The sequence below is a fragment of the Photobacterium malacitanum genome (assembly GCF_900185615.1).
Classification (GTDB): Bacteria; Pseudomonadota; Gammaproteobacteria; order Enterobacterales; family Vibrionaceae; genus Photobacterium; species Photobacterium malacitanum.
Genome location: NZ_FYAK01000003.1, coordinates 41,092 through 63,254, shown reverse-complemented (window position 1 = coordinate 63,254; position 22,163 = coordinate 41,092). Strand labels below are relative to the sequence as shown.

The following is a 22,163-nucleotide window of genomic DNA, read 5'->3' as shown; positions in this document are numbered from 1 at the left end:
GTTTCGAGGGGTGAGGAAAAGCAGAGGCGAGTGGCGAGATTATTAGTGACGAGTTTCGAGAATGACTCAGCCTATTATCCGTCATCTCGGAAGTTGAGGTACGAAACTATCCGTGATCTACTCAATGCGTGCTTGAGCCTTAAAGAAGCCAGTGAAACTCTATAATACAACCACTATAACTCTACAACGCGTGGATAGTAGATTCCCTATCTCGTTCGTAACCTCACTGTAGGGAATGACGGGGGTTGGTGCTTGAGCCTTAAAGAAGCCAGTGGAAATAAAGGGGCGAGGAAAAGCAGTAACGAGATCCATTATCGCGAACTCGAAACTCGCTACAAATATACTCGAAATCTCCAAAACTCGTCCCTGCTCTTCCCTTACCTACAAAAAAAGCGACAGGCTTACACCCATCGCTTAATCTCGGACTCTCGGAATCTATTAATCTCGATACTCGAAATCTTACCTCTCGAAACCTCTACGCTACCGCTAACTCTTTATCCGCTTTTGCTTTACGGAATTTCTTCAGTGATACCGCAACCAGTGCTGTTACCACCATACCGGTTGCCATACATAGCAGAGCAAGTAATGGTTTGTTCATTGCACCCAGTAATGCCACTACAGGACCACCGTGAGCAACGCTGTTAGTGATACCAAATGAGAACGCCATTACTGCCGCAACCATGCTGCCTAATACGTTAGCTGGAATAACCGAGATTGGATCTTGCGCTGCAAAAGGAATCGCACCTTCAGAGATACCAACTAAGCCCATCGCACCTGCAGCTTTACCCGCTTCAATTTCTGATTGCTCAAAGATATTAAGTTTACGGCCAATCACAGTTGCTAAACCCATACCTAATGGCGCGACAGGGATCGCACATGCCATTGCACCCATAAACTGCGTTTGACCATTAGCAATCATGCCGACAGAGAACAAGAACGCCACTTTGTTAAATGGACCACCCATATCAAAGCCTGCCATACCACCAAGCACAATACCCAGTAGAATAACGTTACCTGTACTCATTTCAGTTAGTACAGTGTTCATAGTGTGCATAAGGCCAGCAATCGGCGCACCAATGATAAAGATAAACGCACCAGCAATGAATAATGTACCCGTGATCGGCGCAATAAGAATCGGTACTAATGGTTGTAATAACTTGTGGTAATTACGTGTTGCTACCCAACGCACAAAGTAACCGACTAATAGACCTGCAATGATGGCACCGATAAAACCAGTACCTGCGTCTGCACCATAAAATGAGCCATTATTTGCAATCCAGCCGCCAATGAAACCCGGTGCTAATGCAGGACGATCACCAATCGCATACGCTATATAACCGGCAAGTACAGGGATCATTAACGTAAAGGCAACCACACCAACATCAAGCACTTTTTGCCACATGCTGCCTGGTGGGATTTGCATTCCGGCATCCGTTGGCTGTCCACCAATCGCTAATGCCAGTGCAATTAACAAACCGCCTGTCACTACAAACGGGATCATGTGTGATACACCGTTCATCAAGAAGCAGTATAGATCTGAGCGAGCTTTAGAAACTTTACTTTCGCCGTCTTCTAAACCATCGCCATTAGCATCAAACGGTTTAGCAACTAACGCTTGTTGAATAACACCCTTGCCGTCTTTGATCGGTGCTTTAACGCCAGTTTTAATTAATTTTTTACCTGCAAAACGTGCCATGTCGACTTGTTTGTCACAGCTAACCACAATGGCTTCAGCACGCGCGATTTCTTCTGCGGTTGGTGAGTTTTTAACACCGATAGAGCCGTTAGTTTCAACTTTAATTTCATAGCCTAATTCAGCAGCGGCTTTTTCTAACGCTTCTGCGGCGAGGTAAGTATGAGCAACACCCGCTGGACAGCCAGTAACACCAATTAATAAGCCTTTATCTTGTGGCTGGGTAACTGTCTCTTGCTTCTCTGCCAGTAATAAAGCTAAAGCATCTGCAGGTGTTTTAGCCGCTAAAAAAGCATCAACAAAACCATCTTCAATCAGCTTCGAAGATAATTCAGCTAATACTTCAATATGATGATTATCACCACCATCAGGAGAAGCAATCATGAAAAATAGTTTTGATGGTAAGCCGTCTTCAGCACCGTATTCAATACCACTTTGGCTGACACCAATGGCCACTGCAGGCTTAATCACTGCCGCACTTTTAGCATGAGGAATAGCAATACCCTCTTCAAATCCAGTATTGCCAAGTTCTTCACGAGCTTGAATATCTGCTAAAAATTGCGTTTTGTCCGCAACGCGACCTTGTTGAACTAAAATCTCTGCCATTTCAGCAAACACTTCATCTTTGGTGGTTGCTTTGAGGTTGAGGTTAATCAACTGCTCATTGATGAGAGTGGTAATCATGTTTTATCCCCGATGATTTATTTATGGGTTCGATGACATCGCATCGGCCATCAGCATAGGAGTATTGTCGAATGTTTGCGGTCAATAAAGTAGAGTACAAAACAGGCTTTAACTGGAAATTTGTAACATTGAATCATCAGTGTGAGCTATAACTCATATTTTTCACTGTATATAAAACAAGTTGAATCGATATTTTTATTAAAACAATTCAATCACTTAAATACAAATCATTATTGTTAAATATATAAAACCCATCATAAAATAATTTCATAAACTATCTAAATAAGGCTTTTTATTGGCTGGAATTTCGATTTTTTAGTGCGGAAGATCACAGAACGGGCGAGGTTTCGAGAGGCGAGATCATTAGTGAAGAGAATGACTTAGCCCAATATCCGTCATCTCGGAAGGTGAGGCACGAAGCTATCCGTGATCTACTCAATGCGCGCTTGAGCCACAAAGAAGCCAGTGGAAATAAGGTTTCGAGGGGCGAGTTTTCGAGATACGAGGAAAAGCAGTGGCGAGATCATTAGTGACGAGTAAAAGCAGTCCCGAGTTTTCGAGAAAGAGATAAAGATGGCGAGTGTCGAGATGTTAGTGATGAGTAAGAGCAGTCGCGAGATCATTAGTGAAGAGAATGACTTAGCCCAATATCCGTCATCTCGGAAGGTGAGGCACGAAGCTATCCGTGATCTACTCAATGCGCGCTTGAGCCACAAAGAAGCCAGTGGAAATAAGGTTTCGAGGGGCGAGGTTTCGAGAGACGAGGAAAAGCAGTGGCGAGTTTCGAGTTACTGAAACATAACCAATCACAATAACGCTACAACGCGTGGTGAGTAGATTCCCTATCTCGTTCGTAACCTCACTGTAGGGAATGACGGGGGTGAGGGGCGAGGAAAAGCAGTCCCGAGTTTTCGAGAAAGAGATAAAGATGGCGAGTGTCGAGATGTTAGTGATGAGTAAGAACAGTCGCGAGATCATTAGTGACGAGAATGACTTAGCCCAATATCCGTCATCTCGGAAGTTGAGGTACGAAACTATCCGTGATCTATTCAACACGTGTTTGAGCCACAAAGAAGCCAGTGGAAATAAGGTTTCGAGGGGCGAGGTTTCGAGAGACGAGGAAAAGCAGTGGCGAGTTTCGAGTTACTGAAACATAACCAATCACAATAACGCTACAGCGCGTGGTGAGTAGATTCCCTATCGCCCTCGCGGGCATTCACTGTAGGGAATGACGGGGGTGAGGGGCGAGTAAAAGCAGTAACGAGTTTTCGAGTAAGAGCTAAAGATGGCGAGTGTCGAGATGTTAGTGATGAGTAAGAACAGTCGCGAGATCATTAGTGACGAGAATGACTTAGCCCAATATCCGTCATCTCGGAAGTTGAGGCACGAAACTATCCGTGATCTATTCAACACGTGTTTGAGCCTCAAAGAAGCCAGTGGAAATAAGGTTTCGAGGGGCGAGGTTTCGAGAGACGAGGAAAAGCAGTGGCGAGTTTCGAGTTACTGAAACATAACCAATCACAATAACGCTACAGCGCGCGGATAGTAGATTCCCTATCTCGTTCGTAACCTCACTGTAGGGAATGACGGAGGGGTTTGGCATTCACTCAGCCCAATATCCGTCATCTCGGAAGGTGAGGCACGAAGCTATCCGTGATCTACTCAATGCGCGCTTGAGCCCCAAAGAAGCCAGTGGAAATAAGGTTTCGAGGGGCGAGGTTTCGAGAGGCGAGTAAAAGCAGTGGCGAGTTACAGAAACATAACCAATCACAATAACGCTACAGCGCGTGGTAAGTAGATTCCCTATCTCGTTCGTAACCTCACTGTAGGGAATGACGGAGGGGTTGGTTTGGCATTCACTGTAGGGAATGACGGGGGGGTTTGACATTCACTATAAGGAATGACGGAATAGGTACAAAAAAGCGACAGGCTTGCACCCATCGCTTAATCTCGAAACTCGAAATCTTTAGAACTCGAAAACTCGCTACGAATATACTCGCAACTTAATTATACGCCCGCGCAAACATACCAGCACACTTAGCGGTATATGCCTTCGCATAAGCTGGAATAAACACTGACTGGCCTTTTTCAAGCGTTAATGTATCGCCATTGTGATGCGTTACAGTCAATGGCGCATCAATCGCAAATAAGATTTCAGCACTGGTATTTTGTAACTCAAGATCATCCACTTGCTTATACACACTGAATTTAAAATCAGGCACAGGCACAATATAATCTAAACCGCCACCAGCAACGGTTGGTGCTAACAGTAACTGATCAACAGCCATGCTAGTAAACTCAGTGTTTGCCACCAACTCTGGCACATCCATAAATTTAGGCGTCAAACCTGCGCGTAGCACGTTATCTGAGTTAGCCATGATTTCTAAGCCTGTACCTTTAATGTAAGCATGTGGTGTACACGCACTTAGGAACATTGCTTCACCCGGTTGCAACGTTAATACATTTAGCATTAATGGTGCAAATAAGCCGATATCACCTGGGTATTGGATCGCTAACTCTAATAATAAGCGACACAATGGCTGGTCTTGATTCGCATCGCAGTAAGCAAGTAATCCTTGCACTGCTGCATCTTTTTTCTCACCTTCAAGTGATAACATTGCAGCAAAGAAGTCACCTAAGCCCGCTTCTGTTTGATTCGCTGCTAATGTTGCAACCAGATCGTTAATCACTTCAAGATTAAGTGCTTGGAATAAAGCTACGATCTCAGCAACTTGACGGAAACCATTCATTGCTTGATAAGGCGTTAGTGCAAATACCAGCTCAGGTTTATGGTTAGGATCTTTGTAGTTACGGTTAGCTGCATTACGGGCAATACCGATCTTTTCTTCTTTTGCGTAACCGATTTCAGCTTGCTGCTTACTTGGGTGCACTTGCACTGATAATGCATTCTCTGCCGCTAACACTTTAAACAAGTATGGCAATTCAGCAAACTTAGCCTGAGTTTCAGCACCAATAATGGCATCGGGATCGGTCGCAATAAAATCAGCTAAGCGTACTGCTTCACCATTAACCGTGATCACCGAACAACCATTCGCATGCGCGCCCATCCACATTTCAGCTTGTGGTTTTTGGTCTGGGTTTGGAATAGCAAACAGTTGCTCAATTGATGTTACACTGCCCCAAGCATAATCTTGGATCACGTTATCCATCTTAAAAAAGACAGTGCGGGTAGAGTCGGTCATTGTCAGGTCCTATTGTTATTATTGCTCACGATATTGATGGTATGGTATCAACCACATTATTATTGATGTCATACGCTAACTGACAGCACTATAACAAAACTTAAATGGTTTATTCAGCACAAAATAATAATCTTGTTACCATCACCCCAAATATAAAGTGAATACTATGGACAATGTTTTCTTTAATTTAATTGACTCAGTATTAACTGAACGGGAAAGCTTTAATCGAATTTGGTTCGCAGGCGGAAAAACTCAACCGCCTCAGTTTAGCTATCAAGTTAATTTTCCACGTTTAGAGTTAGTACTTAAAGGGGAATATGTTAACCAGCTTGATGATGGTGATAATGGTATTTGCCAAATTAGTTTAATGGGCGGTGATGCGATTTATATTCCACCAAATAGCTGGAACCAACCAAGCTGGAATACCGAATGTTCAGTATTGAGTTTATTGTTTGGTAAGCGTCAATTGGGCTTTAGTTTGGTCAGTAAAACCAAAGATAGCCCAAAGTTTTATGATGTTCAAAAACACTCAATTCAGGCATGGACTGGCCATGCCATCGATTCGATTTTAACCGCGCTGAATATGCTTGCCAGCGAGCCACAACAGCAGCCTATGGATGAACATTTACTGCAAGCATTGCTGAGCTACACTCAAAATATGCTTCATGTACCGTTGCATCAATCAAAAAATCGTACCGAAGATCTCTATCAAGGGATTTGTATTTATATTCAGGAAAATTTTCACCGCGCCATTAGCCGCGATACCATTGCCAATCGGTTTAATATTACTCCTAACCACTTATCACGTTTATTTCGTCAACAAGGACACATGCGCTTAGCCGACTATATTTGTTGGGTACGGATTGAACGCGCTAAATTCATGCTGCGTCAATATCCATTTCGACTAACCGAAGTGGCAACGCGATGTGGTTTTGTGGATGTGAATTACTTTTGTCGCGTATTTAAAAATAAAACCGGTCGCACACCGTCTGAATACAGAATTGTTGTCTAACGATTAGCTTGATATTACCTTAACGCTTCAATCACTAATGCTTTTAGATCTTGCGGCTGCTGGGCTAAGCTTAACGCCAGACAATAATCATCATTTAATAAACACTTTGAAAACTGTGCAAAGGCCATGATCACCGCTTTTGGTGGTGGCTTAGGTAGTATCATCGCGATTGCACGGTTGATATTTCCACGAGATGATCCCCAATCGATGGACTGTTGATGGCACACTATCGCCATCGCAGGCTGTCTGATGCTCTCGTGCATGACATGTGGCAATGCTATTTGAGGCCCCATTACAGTAGCCGAAATGGTTTCTCGATCTAATAATGCTTGTTGTAACGCTGGCTGTTGTTCAGAAGTGATAGCTTGCTGCGCCACCAGCATTTGACTTAACTGCGCAATGGTATCGGCTTTATCACCAACACCTACACCAATACTGGTAACAGGGAAATTAAGCTTAAACGGCTCTGGGGGTGAGAATTGTGCCAATGATAGTGCGTATTGAGCAATAAAATCAGTCAGTACCAAGTTTGCTAACTCAGCATCATGACCTTTGATGATCAATTGGCATAATGCATGCGGTTTATTTGCTAACGCTAGTATTTTAAGCGGCTGAGATAGCGGCGCGCGGGTTAATTGGCGCACATTAAATAGCTCAACCTGTACTTGAAAATACGAGGTCAATTTCTTGAGTTGATTAAGCTGGTAAGATGGCAGCCCTGCCTCACCACAATAGAATGTGATCCGTCTTTCTAACATCATAATTCCTTTAGAACTGTGGCTTAGCCCAACACGTTTATTCTGCGATTATTGGCACAATTGCTGACAACGCTCAATCACTGCAGTTGCATCCACCAAGACTTCTTCTATTGTCACACAATGAATCCGGCTACCAGTAAAACGCGTCCGTTGTTCGACTTCAATATCAGAAGCAATTAATACTATATCAGCGTGGGCAATATCTTTGGCGGTTAAAAAGTTTTCAATCCCCATTGCACCTTGAGTTTCAACTTGGATCTTAATTCCCATTTGATGGGCGGTTTTATTAAGAACATCCGCTGCCATATAGGTGTGTGCGATACCCGTTGGACAGGCTGTTACCGCGACAATTTTCATTTTTAATCCCTGAATATTGTTAAATATAGTGTTACCCAAGTGAGGTAACTAACTGTGCAGAATAGCATAATAAATAAGATATGAGCGAGGGAAAGAAAGGCGAGTAGCGAGGAGAAAAAGGGGCGAGGAAAGAGCAGTGGCGAGTGGCGAGACTGTTAGTAGCGAGACTCAGCCCAATATCCGTGATCTACTCAACGCGTGATTGAGCTTAAAAGAAGCCAGTGGAAATAAGGGGCGAGTAAAAACAGTAACGAGTTTCGAGTGACTGAAAAATAACCCATCACAATAACGCTACAACGCGCGGTGAGTAGATTCCCTATCTCGTTCGTAACCTCACTGTAGGGAATGACGGGGGTTGGTTTGGCATTCACTGTAGACATTACGGAGTGAGGCTTAGCATTCACTTAGCCCAATATCCGTCATCTGAAAGTTGAGGTACGAAACTATCCGTGATCTACTCAAGGCGTGATCGAGCCTTAAAGAAGCCAGTGGAAATAAGTGACGAGTAAAAACAGTGGCGAGTAGCGAGGAGAAAAAGGGGCGAGTTTCGAGTGACTGAAAAATAACTCATCACAATAACGCTACAACGCGCGGTGAGTAGATTCCCTATCTCGTTCGTAACCTCACTGTAGGGAATGACGGGGGTTGGCATTCACTGTAGGGAATGACGGGGAGTTTGGTATTCACTGTCGGGAATGACGGAGGGCTAACAAAAAAGCGACAGACTCTTGCCTATCGCTTTTCATTTATTCTCGAAACTCGCTATCTCGATTCTAACAACGCACTGTTACTCTTCGCGCTTTGATTTCCACTTCTTAATACCGTTGCTCTTACCACCAAAGCTTGGCTTGTTAGTATCACGGCTTGGCGCGGAAGTACGTGCAGGACGGTCATCGTTATTACGACGCGGTGCATCACTGCGAGCGCCACGGCTAGCATTGCGGCTATGACGATCTTCGTTGTTACGGCTGCTGCGGTTAGCACCATCAGGACGACGATTAAACTCACCTGTACCACGGTAAGTTTTAAACTGCCTTTCCGCTGCTCGTTTTTCATTACGTGCTTCTTGAGCGCGATGATCATACAGCTTAGCGTCAGTCGCTTTAGCAATAGTACGCCCTTCAGCATCGGTTTTTGATGCTTCTTCAGTACCGCTTGATTGCGAAATCATCTGCTGAATTTCATTAATCTCAGCATCAGTTAAATAACGCCACTTACCGTTTGGTAAGCCATCAATGGTAATGTTCATGATGCGCACACGGCGAAGTTTATATACTTCATAACCTAACGCTTCACACATACGACGAATTTGACGGTTTAAACCTTGAGTCAACACGATACGGAATGAGAAGTTAGTCTCTTTAGTCACTTTACATGGCAAAGTAACCGTATCTAGAATCTCAACCCCAGATGACATTTTTTCAATAAACTCAGGCGTGATCGGTTGGTCAACACGAACAACGTATTCTTTCTCATGCGAGTTACCTGCACGCAGAATTTTATTAACGATATCACCGTCATTGGTTAAGAAAATAAGGCCATCAGACGGCTTATCTAAACGACCAATCGGGAAGATACGCTTACGGTGACCAATGAAGTCAATCACGTTACCTTCAATATGACGCTCAGTAGTACACGTAATACCGGTTGGCTTATTTAACGCAATGTAGATTGGACGCTCTTTGCTGCGCAGAGGTTTATCATCAACCAATACTTCGTCGTTATCCATTACGCGCATGCCCATTTCTGGCACGGTGCCATTAATGGTTACGCGTCCCTGATCAATCAGCTTGTCCGCCTCACGGCGTGAGCAATAGCCTGTATCACTGATAAATTTATTAAGTCGAACCCCTTTTGGGCTCTGCTGGTCAGTAGAATTATGTGACATGGTTTTCTTCTATAAAGGGCTTTAGGTCGATCAGGGTAATAAACCACTCAATTGTAGTTTACTTACTCGATAGTTGTTATGAGGGGAGTTTAACTGATTGTGAGACGAGTAGCGAGTAGCGCGTTTTTAAGCTCGCGCAAACTCGCTACTCGTTACTGATATTATTTACTTGGGTAAATCACCGTGACTAATACGGCCAACATAATCACGCTGCAGTTCTTTTTCTAGCTGCGCTTCAATGTAGCCTGGTGATTTCGTCTTCGCTGATAACAAGCGGTACATCGCCGGGATCACCAATAGCGTAACTAAAGTGGCAAATGCCATACCAAAGAACACGACGGTACCAACTGAAATACGGCTTTCTGCACCAGCGCCTGTTGATAAAATCAACGGTAATGCGCCAAATAATGTCGTGAAAGCTGTCATCAGAATCGGACGTAAACGACGCACCGAGGCATCAACAATCGCTTGTTCAAACTCAATCCCTTTATCACGCAGTTGGTTAGCAAATTCCACGATCAAAATACCGTTTTTGGTTACCATACCAATCAACATGATCATCCCGATCTGACTATAAATATTGAGCCCTTGCCCCATTATCCATAATCCTGCCAAGCCACCAAAGATCCCCATCGGCACCGTTAGCATTACCACCAGCGGGTTAATAAAGCTTTCAAACTGCGCTGCGAGCACTAAATAAGCCACTAATAACGCTAACCCAAACACCACTAATATGCTGCTTTGGTTATCACGGAAATCTTGTGATTCACCAGCATAATTCACCGTAATATCTGATGGCAGCGTATCAATCGCTTGCTGATCAAGAAAATCAAGTGCATCGCCTAAGGTGTAACCTTCAGAAAGGCTTGCTTTTAGAGTGATCGATTTCTGCTTTTGGTTATGGCTTAACTTTTGCGCTGATGCCACTTCATCAATTGACGCGACAGTATCAAGCGTGACTAACTTGCCATTTTTCGCCCGTAAATAAATCTGACTTAAATCCGTCGAGCTGTTAAAACTATTTTCATCACCACGCAGGTAAACATCATATTCTTCACCGCGATCAACAAAAGTGGTTTCACTGCGTCCACCTAGCATCACTTCTAATGTTTCGGCAATTTCAGTGACTGGAATGCCTAACTCAGCCGCACGCTCACGGTTAACATTAACCAATAACTCTGGCGTGGTTTCAGCATAATCTAAATCTGCGCCTTCCATTAACGGGCTATCTTCAGCAATATGTTTAAGCTTGGTCGCCCATTTAAACAATTCTTGATAATCCGCGCCGCCCAATACAAATTGCACAGGCTCTGAGGATCCCCCACGGAAACCAGGCATCATCGGCATTACCCGTACATCAGGAATACCAGCCAATGTTTTACTGATCATCCCTAATGCTTGTTGGGCACTCACGGTTCGATCATTCCAATCTTCTAATTGCATGATCACAAAGCCGGTTTGATCCCCTGCTCGACCACCAAAGGCTGGAGACTGAATGCTAACTGATTTCAATACTCCTTTACCTAACAATGGTAATAAGCGTGCTTCAACTTGATCCATGTTACCGATCATACGGTTATAACTGGTGCCTTCTGCCCCTTTTACAAACGCAAATAATACTCCGCGATCTTCTTGGGGGGCGAGTTGAGCTGGAATCTGTTTCATTAATCCAGCACTGGCAGCAATACAGCCTAATACCACTAATGGCGCGACAAAACGTTTTTTAACGGCCACGGTTACAATGCGGCGGTAACCGTTTTCAAGTTGTTCAAACTGACGATTTACCCACAGATTAAACCGATTTGGCTTTACATTCGCTTTAAGCAATTTGCTACACATCACTGGCGTTAGGGTTAATGCGATAAGTGATGAGAAAATTACCGCCATCGCCAGTAACACTGAAAACTCAGTAAATAATCGCCCGACCATGCCTTCCATAAACGAGATCGGCAAAAACACCATCACCAATACCGCGGTGGTCGCAATAACCGCAAATCCCACTTCACGCGTACCTTTATAGGCCGCAAGTAATGGTGATTCTCCTCGTTGTAAATGGTGAAAAACGTTTTCAACTACTACAATCGCATCATCGACCACCAATCCAATTGCTAGAATTAACGCCATCAGAGTCAGTAAGTTGATTGAAAAGCCAAAGAAATACGCCGTAATAAACGCCGAAATTAATGAAACCGGCACCGTCACAGCAGGAATTAAGGTTGCCCGTACTTGACCAATAAAGATATACAGCACCAAAATAACCAGCGCGCCAGTCACTAACAACGTGCTATAAACTTCATTAATTGAGCGTTCGATAAACACCGTTGCGTCATAATCTATGGTTAGCGATGCGCCTTGCGGTAAAAACTTTTGCATCTTTGCCACTTCAGCACGCACTTCTTTAGCAACATCAAGCGGGTTAGCATCTGACATGGTCACAATGCCTAAACTTAAATTAACCACGCCGTTACTTTTAAAGGTCGAATTTTCGTTTTCAGCACCAATGCTGACATCAGCGACATCTTTAAGATAAATCGGTGTACCCGCTGCCGTTTTGTGAATCACTAAATACTTAAAATCATTAACGGTTTTATATAAACGTGCGGTACGTACTGACATCACCGTTTGATCATTGCGTACTTCACCACCGGGTAATTCAACGTTTTCATCTTTTAGTGCATTAACAATATCTTTAGTGGTAATGCCACGCCCAGCCATTAATACCGGTTGTAGCTTGATATACATGACTTTGTATAAAGCACCGCTCAAACTGACGGAGCTAACACCGTCTAATAGGCTAAACCGATCTTCTAATACTCGCTGTGCATAATCTGTCAGCTGAGTACGATCCATCTCTGATGACGATAGATTAATGTAGATTGCAGGCTCACCCGAACCATTATCTTTTGAGACGATAGGATCGTTAGCATCATCAGGTAGTCGACGCTGGGCACGAGCAACAGCATCACGAATATCACTGACCCCCTCGGTCAGATCCCAGTCCATATTGAACTCAACCGTGATCCGTGACATGCCATTACGCGTGATCGAGGTAATATTTTCGATACCACTGATGCCAGATAATTCATCTTCAATTGGCGTGGTGACTTGGCTTTCCATTACCGAGGCTGATGTACCTTCATAAGTGGTCATCACGGTGACAACAGGGCTTTCAACATCTGGCATTTCACGTACAGCCAGTTTAGAGAAAGACACAATACCAAATACACACAACAGCAAACTTAATACGATCGCAACCACAGGTCGCTTGACTGAAATATCAGATAACCACATTAGCTTGCTACTCCAACCGCTGGAGTGATGTCTTTGATGGTGATGCCGTCACGCATATTGACTAACCCTTGCACCACAATTCGCTCGCCGATGTTAAGGCCTTTTTTGATCACCACGTTGTTATCAATACGCTCGCCAAGCTCTACCAAGGTACGATGAACTTGCTGTTGACCATCAACAATATAAACATAACGTTTAGTACCTGAATACTCTAACGCTTGCACTGGAATAATTGCCTGTTGCTGCGGAATAAAATCAATATCGGTTGCAAGTAGCATTCCAGGCTTTAAGGCATGATCTTTATTTTCAAATACCACCCGTACTTTGATATTGAGTGAATCGGGCTGAACACGTGAATCAATGGCTTGAATTTTACCGACAAAGGCACGATCGCCCCATGCTTGGCTTTTAGCGGTGACGTTAATGCCAACCTTTAAAAAGGAGAGATATTGTTCTGGAACTTCAATATCCAGACGCATAGAAGAAAGGTCATCAAAATTAAACAGCTCACTGCCAGCCGCTGTCATGTGTCCAGGACTAAAGTCATACAAGCCGATAGTGCCATCAAATGGCGCGCGAATAGCATGATCGTTAAGATTTGCTAATGCCGCTTTTAAACGTGCATTCGCAATACTAACGCTGGCCGCTTGAGCATCAATCTCGGTTTTGGTTATTGCGCCACGACTTAGCAATCGCTGAAATTCGGCTAATTTACGTTGCTCATCATTACGGTATGCCAATGCCTCATCGTAAGCCGCGACCGCTTTATCATCATCAAGTTGGATCAGTAATTGTCCCTTGCTAACTGTGGTGTTCACAGGTACCGCAATGGTTTTGATTTTAGCTGACACTTCTGCTGCAACATTCACCGCTTGTTGAGCATGCAATTTACCGACTAAAGATAACGATTGAGCGACGGCAACTGACGCTACTTCACCAGTTGTGACAGAGACAACCCGCTGTGAACGCTGTGGCTGTGATTTATTTTGCGCAGCATGTGATGTTCCTTGAAAGTAAAAGTAACTACCTGATAATACTGCGGCGACTAATACTGCTACGGCCATTTTTTTCATTTGCTAAAACCATCATAAAAATCCTAGCCGAATAATATCTGAACTCGAGCTTGAATAACGTCAAGAAATGTAAAGTTAAGCAAAAATTCGCTTACTGATGAAAAATCCAGCAAGTATTCGATAATTATAATAAAAAAGGTTTACAGCGCTGAAATGTTTGTTATTATCCGCCCCGCACTTGTGGTGGGGTTCCCGAGTGGCCAAAGGGAGCAGATTGTAAATCTGCCGGCACTGCCTTCGAAGGTTCGAATCCTTCCCCCACCACCATTAATTTTGAAGAGTTGTTTTATAACGGCTTTTCGGTAATTAAACTGGCCTTTAATTACCATAGCGTCAACAAATTATCGCAATACCCCGTGGTGGGGTTCCCGAGTGGCCAAAGGGAGCAGATTGTAAATCTGCCGGCACTGCCTTCGAAGGTTCGAATCCTTCCCCCACCACCATCATTTTGAAAAGTTGTTTTTACAGCTTTTCGGTAATTAAACTGGCCTTTAATTACCATAGCGTCAACAAATTATTGTAATACCCCGTGGTGGGGTTCCCGAGTGGCCAAAGGGAGCAGATTGTAAATCTGCCGGCACTGCCTTCGAAGGTTCGAATCCTTCCCCCACCACCATCATTTTGAAAAGTTGTTTTTACAGCTTTTCGGTAATTAAACTGGCCTTTAATTACCATAGCGTCAACAAATTATTGTAATACCCCGTGGTGGGGTTCCCGAGTGGCCAAAGGGAGCAGATTGTAAATCTGCCGGCACTGCCTTCGAAGGTTCGAATCCTTCCCCCACCACCATCATTTTGAAAAGTTGTTTTTACAGCTTTTCGGTAATTAAACTGGCCTTTAATTACCATAGCGTCAACAAATTATTGTAATACCCCGTGGTGGGGTTCCCGAGTGGCCAAAGGGAGCAGATTGTAAATCTGCCGGCACTGCCTTCGAAGGTTCGAATCCTTCCCCCACCACCATTATTTTGAAAAGTTGTTTTTATGACTTTTCGGTTATTAAACTGGCCTTTAGTAACCATAGCATCAACAAATTATCGCAATACCCCGTGGTGGGGTTCCCGAGTGGCCAAAGGGAGCAGATTGTAAATCTGCCGGCACTGCCTTCGAAGGTTCGAATCCTTCCCCCACCACCATTATTTAGCCAGTTGCTTTGCAGCTGGCTTTTTCATATCTACAATAAACTGCTGTTAAACGTTCAACAAATCAAACTAAACTGTAACATATGTGTAATAATGCATACTATTGCTGATATTGTTTATGGATCGTTATGGCACAAGCATCACTTCACACCCACATCGATTGGCAACATGTAAAGGTACTGATTATTGACGATCAGTTGTCTTCTGCATTACTGATCCAAAATATTTTACACAGCATTAAGCTGACGAGTGTTGATATCGCCACCTGCAGCAATACAGCCCTTCAATGCTGTCGTACTACCAACTACGATTTAATTCTAATCGACTTTCATCTTGAAGCGGATATTAATGGCAGCGATCTGCTTGCCGCAATGAGAAAAACTAATTGTATTAGTGCACATTGTGGAGTGGTGTTTATCTCTGGCGATCGTACTCCGGAAATTATTGTGACCTCAATGACAATGGATGCCGATAGCTTTCTGAGTAAACCGTTAAATATCGGCATGCTGAAACAGCGCGTAGTGACGGTTTATCAAGCCTGTTTACTGCGTCGACCGATTTATACTGCTATAGAAAATAATAAAATTTCGACAGCGATGACATTATGTCGACAGTTACTACGACAACAAGGCCATAATCTAGAGATTGAGATTTTATTAATTGATTTATTAATCAAGCAACAACAGTGGTCACAAGCACAGCAATTATTAACCTTATTTAGCCAACACAGCCAAAACCATAAACTGATATTACGCCAAGCACAGTTAACTCATCACCAAGGTGATACGCCTGCCGCTATTTGTATATTACAAACGTTAATTAAGCAGGTGCCGTTATTTGTTGAAGCTTATGATGAATTGGCAATCTTGTTACAACAACAGCAACAGAATGATAATGCCAAAGTGATTGCTTATAAGGCATTATTATTAACTCCAACGATTAGCCACCGTTCATTATTGGTTGCCCAACTGGCAGTAAATACCAACGATCAATCCTTGTTTATCAAGGTCGGTAAAACGTTAGTCAATCATTTAGCGATTATTGATGATGATTGGATCGTATATCTGGCTCAATACACTGCACAATTTGAACAGCTCCATAGCCAACAATTATCGCCACAGCGGCAACGGAAATTAATCAAACAACTTAAAAAGTTATTTCAACAAGCAAATCGACGCTTAACTCACAACCAAAAGAAATGTCTTACAGCATTTCGGCATATTACCTTGGCAAGGTTTACTGCCACACTGCAACCATTAACAACTAAACGGCGATTGTTATATGGCTTAAAAAGGTATTTTGGGCAGATGTCGCAAGCGCCTGCAGCAATAATGGTTGATGCACTCCCATTATTAATTCACTTTGGGGAAACGCGTCTAATTGGCGAGATTTATCAGATCTTAATGACGCGAACAGTATTAGATCCGCACAGTCATTATCGTATGGCACAATTACAGCAAAATAAATTTCTGGTTGAAAATGTACGTTTATTAGTTGCTCAACTCGCGACAGCAAAAGCCACTGTAACGCTCGATCCACAACGAGCTTACTGTATATATCAAACCATTTTACGTGATTATCCTTATAATACAGAAGCTCATTTAGGCCGTATTGCTAGCTTACTTGCGCAGCAACAGATTAACCATTTGCAGATAACCAGTAGCTTACAACAAATGAAAAAGATGCCATTACCATCGCCATTATTGGAATGGTTGCAGCAGCTTCAGCATCAATATAACGATCAGCATATCATCAGTTATGATCAATTCTCACCGTCATCATCATGATCAGCTGGCTTATCTGATGCACCTTGAGCATATTTCTCATTTCGATGTTGCTGGGCTTGTTCTTTTCTGAGTCGAGTTGCTCGCTCTTGTTCCGACTCAGAGCCAAACAAACGCTTGATAAAATCAAACATGATGATGTCCTATAGTTCTCTTGGTGTAATACGGTTATTAGCGAATAAAACGATTATAGATAAACAGTAATATCAACGCGCCAGCAGTGGCTATAATGATACTGCCAATGTTAATCCCACCCGCGGCACCTATCCCTATCAAAGAGCCAATCCAGCCTCCGGCTAAAGATCCGGCAATACCTAAGCCACACGTTGCTATCCAACCGCCACCATCATTACCTGGCATTAACCATTTTGCTAATGCACCAGCAATAAGACCTAAAATAATCCAAGAAATGATCCCCATATTACTGCTTCCTTCTAATAATAAATTTAATATATATGCCCGCTCATGAGCGGTGATATGTGTGCTGTCTATTTAAAAACAATAACTTGTCATAAACGATATCAGCACCTTTATCATAGACCTGCAATAATCATCATGCCCAAATAAAGCAATCATTTAATTAACCTCAGCGTTAATTGTTATCTGCATATATTGAAGTGATGGTCGATGTGCTAGTATCTGTAACCAATAATTATTCGCAGTTATGGACACTAAATATGAAAGTTATTTCTTTTAACATCAATGGGCTACGTGCTCGCTTACATCAACTTCAAGCTATTATCGATAAGCACCAACCTGATGTTATCGGTCTACAAGAAATTAAAGTTCATGACGAAGCCTTTCCACTCGCCGATGTAGAAGCAATGGGATACAAAGTGTATTTTCATGGCCAAAAAGCCCATTACGGCGTGGCTATGCTTTGTAAGCAAGAGCCAATCAATGTACAGAAAGGCTTTCCTACTGATGATGAAGACGCGCAACGCCGTATGATCATGGCGACTTTTGCTCAGCCTAATGGCACTAATATTACGGTAATGAACGGATACTTTCCGCAAGGTGATAACGTTAGCCATGAAACAAAATTTCCAGCCAAAGAAAAATTTTATGCTGATCTAATGCACTACCTTAATAATCATCATCAGGTTGAAGATGAACTGATTATTATGGGTGATATCAATATCAGTCCGACGGATTTAGACATTGGTATTGGCCCCGTTAACGCCAAGCGATGGCTAAAAACAGGCAAGTGTTCGTTCCAGCCAATTGAACGTCTGTGGCTAAAAACATTACTTGATTGGGGCTTTGTTGATACCTTCCGCCAACGACACCCAACAGTTGATGATCAATTCTCATGGTTTGACTATCGCTCTAAAGGTTTTGTCGATAATCGAGGGCTACGAATTGACGTGATTCTGGCTACACCAACTTTAGCTCAGCGTTGTATTGACGCTGGCATTGACTATCCATTGCGTGGTATCGAAAAACCATCAGATCATGCGCCAATTTGGTCGACTTTTACCGAGTAATTAAGGGGGTTATTGGCTTTTAATCGTCATTATTAACATCTATATTAATATCGAAACTGCATCAAATAATTCATTCCTAAAGCCGTCTATCATCAGTAGCGGCTTTGTATGGGTTTACATATATATTCACCATTACTCTTGAATGATACTTATGCAGTATGGATATAGAGAATACATACTCAAACGTTACATTCACCTTGAGAATATAAAAAAAGTTGAATCAAACTTGTTTTGATCGCACAAAATTTTTAAAAAAGATCATAGCAAAACATAAGTAATTGATTTTTAAAGAGGCCAAATTTTGTAATCACTATCTAAATATTATGAAATAAAATTACATTAAAATTTTTTTTAGTTTTCTCAAAAAAATTATACTCTTAATATTCAATTGATTACATTATTTTGCAATGTAATAATATGTCTAATATTGTTATAAATTTTCACCGCAATGATCCAGATCAAGTTTATGATTCACGACCTTTGCTATTATTCTTGCAGCCTAACTTAAACCATAAAGAGCACCCCTGTGAAAATGGAAACTAATCCTTTTGACTCGCTGATGCCACCAGCTATGGCACATAAGGCCGAAGAAGTCGGCGTTTATAAAGCAACAAAACATCCACTACAGTCATTCTTTTTAGCGATAACTGCGGGTGTATTTATTTCAATTGCTTTTGTGTTTTACACAACAGTTACTACTGGCGCTGGTGATATGCCTTGGGGGATGTCTAAGTTTGTTGGTGGTCTTGCATTTAGTTTAGGTTTAATCCTAGTCGTAATCTGTGGCGGTGAGCTTTTTACCTCTTCAGTTTTAACTACAGTTGCTCGCGCAAGTGGCCGCATTACGACAGGTCAGTTAATGAAAAACTGGGGCATTGTTTACTTCGGTAACTTTGTCGGCGCAATATTCTTTGTTGTGTGTATTTGGATTGCAAAACAACACCTTGGCGCTGATGGCCAATGGGGTATTAACGCAATGAAAATCGCTCAACATAAGCTTCATCATAGTTTTGGACAAGCTGTTGTTTTAGGTATTCTTTGTAACCTAATGGTTTGTCTTGCCACGTGGATGACTTTTTCATGCCGTAGTGCCACTGATAAAGTAATGGTTATGTTGTTACCTGTTGCGATGTTTGTTGCTAGTGGTTTTGAGCACTGTATTGCAAATATGTTTATGATTCCAATGGGTATCGTGATCCACGCTTTTGCAAGTCCAGAATTTTGGACCATGGCTGGCGTTAATCCAGCTCAATTTGCAGATTTAACCGTACATAATTTTGTTGTAAACAACCTAATCCCCGTTACTATTGGTAATATCATTGGTGGTGGTGTATTGGTTGGTATGACATATTGGGTTATCCATCGTCGTCCAGAACTTAAAGGTAATAACCACCACTAAGTTCGACACGATAACACTTATTTTTTTCTACTGAATAGTATAGGTAGGTATACAATGGCAGAGCAATTTGCTGCATGGGAAGGCTTCACAGCTGGTGATTGGCAGAACGAAGTAAACGTTCGTGACTTTATCCAAAAGAACTACACTCCTTACGAGGGTGACGGCTCTTTCCTTGAAACAGAAGCAACTCCAGCTACAGCTAAACTTTGGGAAGCTGTAATGGTAGGCATCAAACAGGAAAACGCGACTCACGCACCTGTTGATTTCGATACTGACGTTGTTTCTACTATCACTGCACACGACGCTGGTTACATTGACCAAGAGCTTGAAACTATCGTAGGTCTTCAAACTGACGCGCCTCTTAAGCGTGGTTTGATCCCTAACGGTGGTATCCGCATGATCGAAAACTCATGCAAAGTATACGGTCGTGAACTAGATCCTACTATCAAGAAGGTTTACTCAGAACTTCGTAAAACACACAACCAAGGTGTTTTCGATATCTACACGCCTTCTATCATCAAATGTCGTAAGTCTGGTGTTCTAACTGGTCTTCCAGATGCATACGGCCGTGGTCGTATCATCGGTGACTACCGTCGTATCGCTCTTTACGGTATCGACAAGCTAATGGCTGACAAGCTAGCTCAATTCAAATCTCTAGAAGAAATGTTTGAGAACGGCGAAGATCTTCAAATGACTATGCAACGTCGTGAAGAGATCTGTGAGCAACACCGTGCACTTGGCCAAATCAAAGAAATGGCTGCTAAGTACGGTTGTGATATCTCTCTTCCTGCTGCAAATGCACAAGAAGCTATCCAGTGGACTTACTTCGGCTACCTAGCTGCTGTTAAATCACAAAACGGTGCTGCAATGTCTCTAGGTCGTACTTCGACTTTCCTAGACATCTTCATCGAGCGTGATATCGCCGCTGGTAAGATCACTGAAGCTCAAGCGCAAGAAATGATCGACCACTTCGTAATGAAGCTACGTATGGTTCGTTTCCTACGTACTCCTGAATACGATGAGCTATTCTCTGGTGACCCAATCTGGGCAACAGAATCAATGGGTGGTATGGGTCTTGACGGTCGTACACTAGTTACACGTACTAACTTCCGTTTCCTAAACAGCCTATACACTATGGGTCCTTCTCCAGAGCCAAACATCACTGTGCTTTGGTCTGAGCAACTACCTGTAGGCTTCAAGAAGTTCTGTGCGAAGGTATCTATCGATACTTCTTCTATCCAGTACGAAAACGATGACCTAATGCGTCCAGACATGAACTCTGACGATTACGCTATCGCTTGTTGTGTATCTCCAATGGTTGTTGGTAAGCAAATGCAGTTCTTCGGTGCGCGTGCTAACCTTGCTAAGACTATGCTTTACGCAATCAACGGCGGTGTGGATGAGAAGCTTAAGATCCAAGTAGGTCCTAAGACTGAAAAAGTAACTGCTGAAGTTCTTGATTACGAAGATACAATGGATCGTCTAGATCACTTCATGGATTGGTTAGCAACGACTTACGTTTCTGCGCTAAACGCTATTCACTGGAGCCACGACAAGTACAGCTACGAAGCATCGCTAATGGCTCTACACGATCGTGACATCAAGCGTACAATGGCTTGTGGTATCGCTGGTCTTTCTGTTGCTGCTGACTCACTATCAGCTATCAAATACGCAACTGTTAAGCCTATCCGTGACGAAGATGGCATCGCTATCGATTTCGAAATCGAAGGTGACTATCCTAAGTTCGGTAACAATGACGCACGCGTTGATGACATCGCATGTGACCTTGTTGAGCGCTTCATGAACAAGATCCGTACTCACAAGATGTACCGTGATGCGATCCCTACTCAGTCTATCCTAACTATCACATCTAACGTTGTGTACGGTAAGAAGACGGGTAACACGCCAGACGGTCGTCGTGCAGGTGCTCCTTTCGCACCAGGTGCTAACCCAATGCACGGTCGTGACGAAAAAGGCGCTGTAGCTTCACTTACTTCTGTAGGTAAACTACCGTTTGCACACGCTAAAGATGGTATTTCATACACATTCTCTATCGTTCCAAACGCACTAGGTAAAGATCTTGATACTCAAGAAACTAACCTTGCTGGCCTAATGGATGGTTACTTCCACCATGAGTCAGGCATCGAAGGTGGTCAACACCTAAACGTTAACGTTCTTAACCGTGAAACTCTTGAAGACGCAGTTAAGCACCCAGAGAACTACCCACAGCTAACTATCCGTGTATCAGGTTATGCAGTGCGTTTTAACTCTCTAACTGCTGAACAGCAGGCTGACGTTATCGCTCGTACATTCACAGCTTCTCTATAATATAGAGTCTTCTGTGTAGGAAGTTTACTTCCTAATAAAAAACCGGCTAATTATAGCCGGTTTTT

The 22,163-nt window shown here is 42.9% G+C and carries 14 protein-coding genes and 6 tRNA genes; 11 read left to right on the top strand and 9 right to left on the bottom strand.

The window, feature by feature from the left end; genetic code table 11:
- Positions 1-475: 475 nt before the first annotated feature.
- Both PMAL9190_RS09695 and manA read right to left on the bottom strand, forming a co-directional pair.
- On the bottom strand, positions 476-2,377 hold the full coding sequence (locus PMAL9190_RS09695; RefSeq protein WP_087845015.1) for a PTS fructose transporter subunit IIABC: 1,902 nt from the start codon (positions 2,375-2,377) through the stop codon (positions 476-478).
- Positions 2,378-4,380: 2,003 nt separating this feature from the next.
- Complete coding sequence (gene manA / locus PMAL9190_RS09675) at positions 4,381-5,580, bottom strand: mannose-6-phosphate isomerase, class I (RefSeq protein WP_087845011.1); 1,200 nt, start codon at positions 5,578-5,580, stop codon at positions 4,381-4,383.
- A 166-nt stretch (positions 5,581-5,746) separates the two neighbouring features.
- On the opposite strand from manA, the gene PMAL9190_RS09670 reads away from it, so the two are divergent.
- Positions 5,747-6,592 carry a helix-turn-helix transcriptional regulator gene (locus PMAL9190_RS09670; protein ID WP_065176362.1) on the top strand — a complete coding sequence of 282 codons (846 nt, stop codon included), beginning with the start codon at positions 5,747-5,749 and terminating at the stop codon, positions 6,590-6,592.
- A 14-nt stretch (positions 6,593-6,606) separates the two neighbouring features.
- On the opposite strand, the gene PMAL9190_RS09665 is transcribed toward PMAL9190_RS09670, so the two are convergent.
- From PMAL9190_RS09665 to PMAL9190_RS09645, 5 genes are all read right to left on the bottom strand, one after another.
- Positions 6,607-7,353, bottom strand: a complete 747-nt coding sequence (locus PMAL9190_RS09665) for a PTS sugar transporter subunit IIA (protein ID WP_235004339.1) — start codon at positions 7,351-7,353, stop codon at positions 6,607-6,609.
- Positions 7,354-7,398: 45 nt separating this feature from the next.
- A complete protein-coding gene (locus PMAL9190_RS09660) occupies positions 7,399-7,707 on the bottom strand; it encodes a PTS fructose transporter subunit IIB (RefSeq protein WP_060997371.1) in 309 nt (102 codons plus the stop codon).
- A 787-nt stretch (positions 7,708-8,494) separates the two neighbouring features.
- Positions 8,495-9,595, bottom strand: coding sequence for a 23S rRNA pseudouridine(2604) synthase RluF (gene rluF / locus PMAL9190_RS09655; RefSeq protein WP_087845009.1), 1,101 nt, complete (start codon positions 9,593-9,595; stop codon positions 8,495-8,497).
- A gap of 165 nt (positions 9,596-9,760) precedes the next feature.
- Entirely contained in the window at positions 9,761-12,886 is a 3,126-nt protein-coding gene (locus tag PMAL9190_RS09650; RefSeq protein WP_087845008.1) for a multidrug efflux RND transporter permease subunit, read from the bottom strand.
- On the bottom strand, positions 12,886-13,959 hold the full coding sequence (locus tag PMAL9190_RS09645; protein WP_087845007.1) for an efflux RND transporter periplasmic adaptor subunit: 1,074 nt from the start codon (positions 13,957-13,959) through the stop codon (positions 12,886-12,888). Before PMAL9190_RS09645 ends, PMAL9190_RS09650 begins: the two co-directional genes overlap by 1 nt.
- Positions 13,960-14,141: 182 nt before the next feature.
- On the opposite strand from PMAL9190_RS09645, the gene PMAL9190_RS09640 reads away from it, so the two are divergent.
- From PMAL9190_RS09640 to PMAL9190_RS09610, 7 genes are all read left to right on the top strand, one after another.
- Positions 14,142-14,226 (top strand) — tRNA-Tyr (locus tag PMAL9190_RS09640).
- Between the two features lie 91 nt (positions 14,227-14,317).
- A tRNA-Tyr gene (locus tag PMAL9190_RS09635) sits at positions 14,318-14,402 on the top strand.
- 88 nt (positions 14,403-14,490) lie between these two features.
- Positions 14,491-14,575 (top strand) — tRNA-Tyr (locus PMAL9190_RS09630).
- Positions 14,576-14,663: 88 nt separating this feature from the next.
- A tRNA-Tyr gene (locus PMAL9190_RS09625) sits at positions 14,664-14,748 on the top strand.
- Positions 14,749-14,836: 88 nt separating this feature from the next.
- A tRNA-Tyr gene (locus PMAL9190_RS09620) sits at positions 14,837-14,921 on the top strand.
- 88 nt (positions 14,922-15,009) lie between these two features.
- Positions 15,010-15,094, top strand: a tRNA-Tyr gene (locus PMAL9190_RS09615).
- A 134-nt stretch (positions 15,095-15,228) separates the two neighbouring features.
- On the top strand, positions 15,229-16,887 hold the full coding sequence (locus PMAL9190_RS09610) for a response regulator (protein WP_087845006.1): 1,659 nt from the start codon (positions 15,229-15,231) through the stop codon (positions 16,885-16,887).
- Here PMAL9190_RS09610 and PMAL9190_RS20220 read toward each other — a convergent pair.
- Both PMAL9190_RS20220 and PMAL9190_RS09605 read right to left on the bottom strand, forming a co-directional pair.
- Positions 16,863-17,018, bottom strand: coding sequence for a hypothetical protein (locus PMAL9190_RS20220; RefSeq protein WP_159458384.1), 156 nt, complete (start codon positions 17,016-17,018; stop codon positions 16,863-16,865). The two genes, PMAL9190_RS09610 and PMAL9190_RS20220, sit on opposite strands and share 25 nt — an antisense overlap.
- A 37-nt stretch (positions 17,019-17,055) precedes the next feature.
- Positions 17,056-17,304: a GlsB/YeaQ/YmgE family stress response membrane protein gene (locus PMAL9190_RS09605; RefSeq protein ID WP_087845005.1), complete on the bottom strand. Its 249-nt coding sequence runs from the start codon at positions 17,302-17,304 to the stop codon at positions 17,056-17,058.
- Positions 17,305-17,561: 257 nt separating this feature from the next.
- Between PMAL9190_RS09605 and xthA the strand changes: the two genes are divergently transcribed.
- From xthA to pflB, 3 genes are all read left to right on the top strand, one after another.
- Positions 17,562-18,371: an exodeoxyribonuclease III gene (gene xthA / locus PMAL9190_RS09600; protein ID WP_087845004.1), complete on the top strand. Its 810-nt coding sequence runs from the start codon at positions 17,562-17,564 to the stop codon at positions 18,369-18,371.
- Between the two features lie 532 nt (positions 18,372-18,903).
- On the top strand, positions 18,904-19,770 hold the full coding sequence (gene focA, locus PMAL9190_RS09595; RefSeq protein ID WP_087845003.1) for a formate transporter FocA: 867 nt from the start codon (positions 18,904-18,906) through the stop codon (positions 19,768-19,770).
- A gap of 54 nt (positions 19,771-19,824) precedes the next feature.
- Complete coding sequence (pflB, locus tag PMAL9190_RS09590; protein ID WP_087845002.1) at positions 19,825-22,098, top strand: formate C-acetyltransferase; 2,274 nt, start codon at positions 19,825-19,827, stop codon at positions 22,096-22,098.
- Positions 22,099-22,163: the final 65 nt, after the last annotated feature.

Coding starts and splice junctions, on each gene's coding strand:
- PMAL9190_RS09660 (WP_060997371.1), bottom strand. CDS start 7,707: ATGAAAATTGTCGCGGTAACAGCCTGTCCAACGGGTATCGCACACACC.
- PMAL9190_RS09605 (WP_087845005.1), bottom strand. CDS start 17,304: ATGGGGATCATTTCTTGGATTATTTTAGGTCTTATTGCTGGTGCATTA.
- PMAL9190_RS09670 (WP_065176362.1), top strand. CDS start 5,747: ATGGACAATGTTTTCTTTAATTTAATTGACTCAGTATTAACTGAACGG.
- PMAL9190_RS09610 (WP_087845006.1), top strand. CDS start 15,229: ATGGCACAAGCATCACTTCACACCCACATCGATTGGCAACATGTAAAG.
- PMAL9190_RS09645 (WP_087845007.1), bottom strand. CDS start 13,959: ATGAAAAAAATGGCCGTAGCAGTATTAGTCGCCGCAGTATTATCAGGT.
- focA (WP_087845003.1), top strand. CDS start 18,904: ATGGAAACTAATCCTTTTGACTCGCTGATGCCACCAGCTATGGCACAT.
- PMAL9190_RS20220 (WP_159458384.1), bottom strand. CDS start 17,018: ATGTTTGATTTTATCAAGCGTTTGTTTGGCTCTGAGTCGGAACAAGAG.
- rluF (WP_087845009.1), bottom strand. CDS start 9,595: ATGTCACATAATTCTACTGACCAGCAGAGCCCAAAAGGGGTTCGACTT.
- PMAL9190_RS09650 (WP_087845008.1), bottom strand. CDS start 12,886: ATGTGGTTATCTGATATTTCAGTCAAGCGACCTGTGGTTGCGATCGTA.
- manA (WP_087845011.1), bottom strand. CDS start 5,580: ATGACCGACTCTACCCGCACTGTCTTTTTTAAGATGGATAACGTGATC.
- PMAL9190_RS09665 (WP_235004339.1), bottom strand. CDS start 7,353: ATGATGTTAGAAAGACGGATCACATTCTATTGTGGTGAGGCAGGGCTG.
- PMAL9190_RS09695 (WP_087845015.1), bottom strand. CDS start 2,377: ATGATTACCACTCTCATCAATGAGCAGTTGATTAACCTCAACCTCAAA.
- pflB (WP_087845002.1), top strand. CDS start 19,825: ATGGCAGAGCAATTTGCTGCATGGGAAGGCTTCACAGCTGGTGATTGG.
- xthA (WP_087845004.1), top strand. CDS start 17,562: ATGAAAGTTATTTCTTTTAACATCAATGGGCTACGTGCTCGCTTACAT.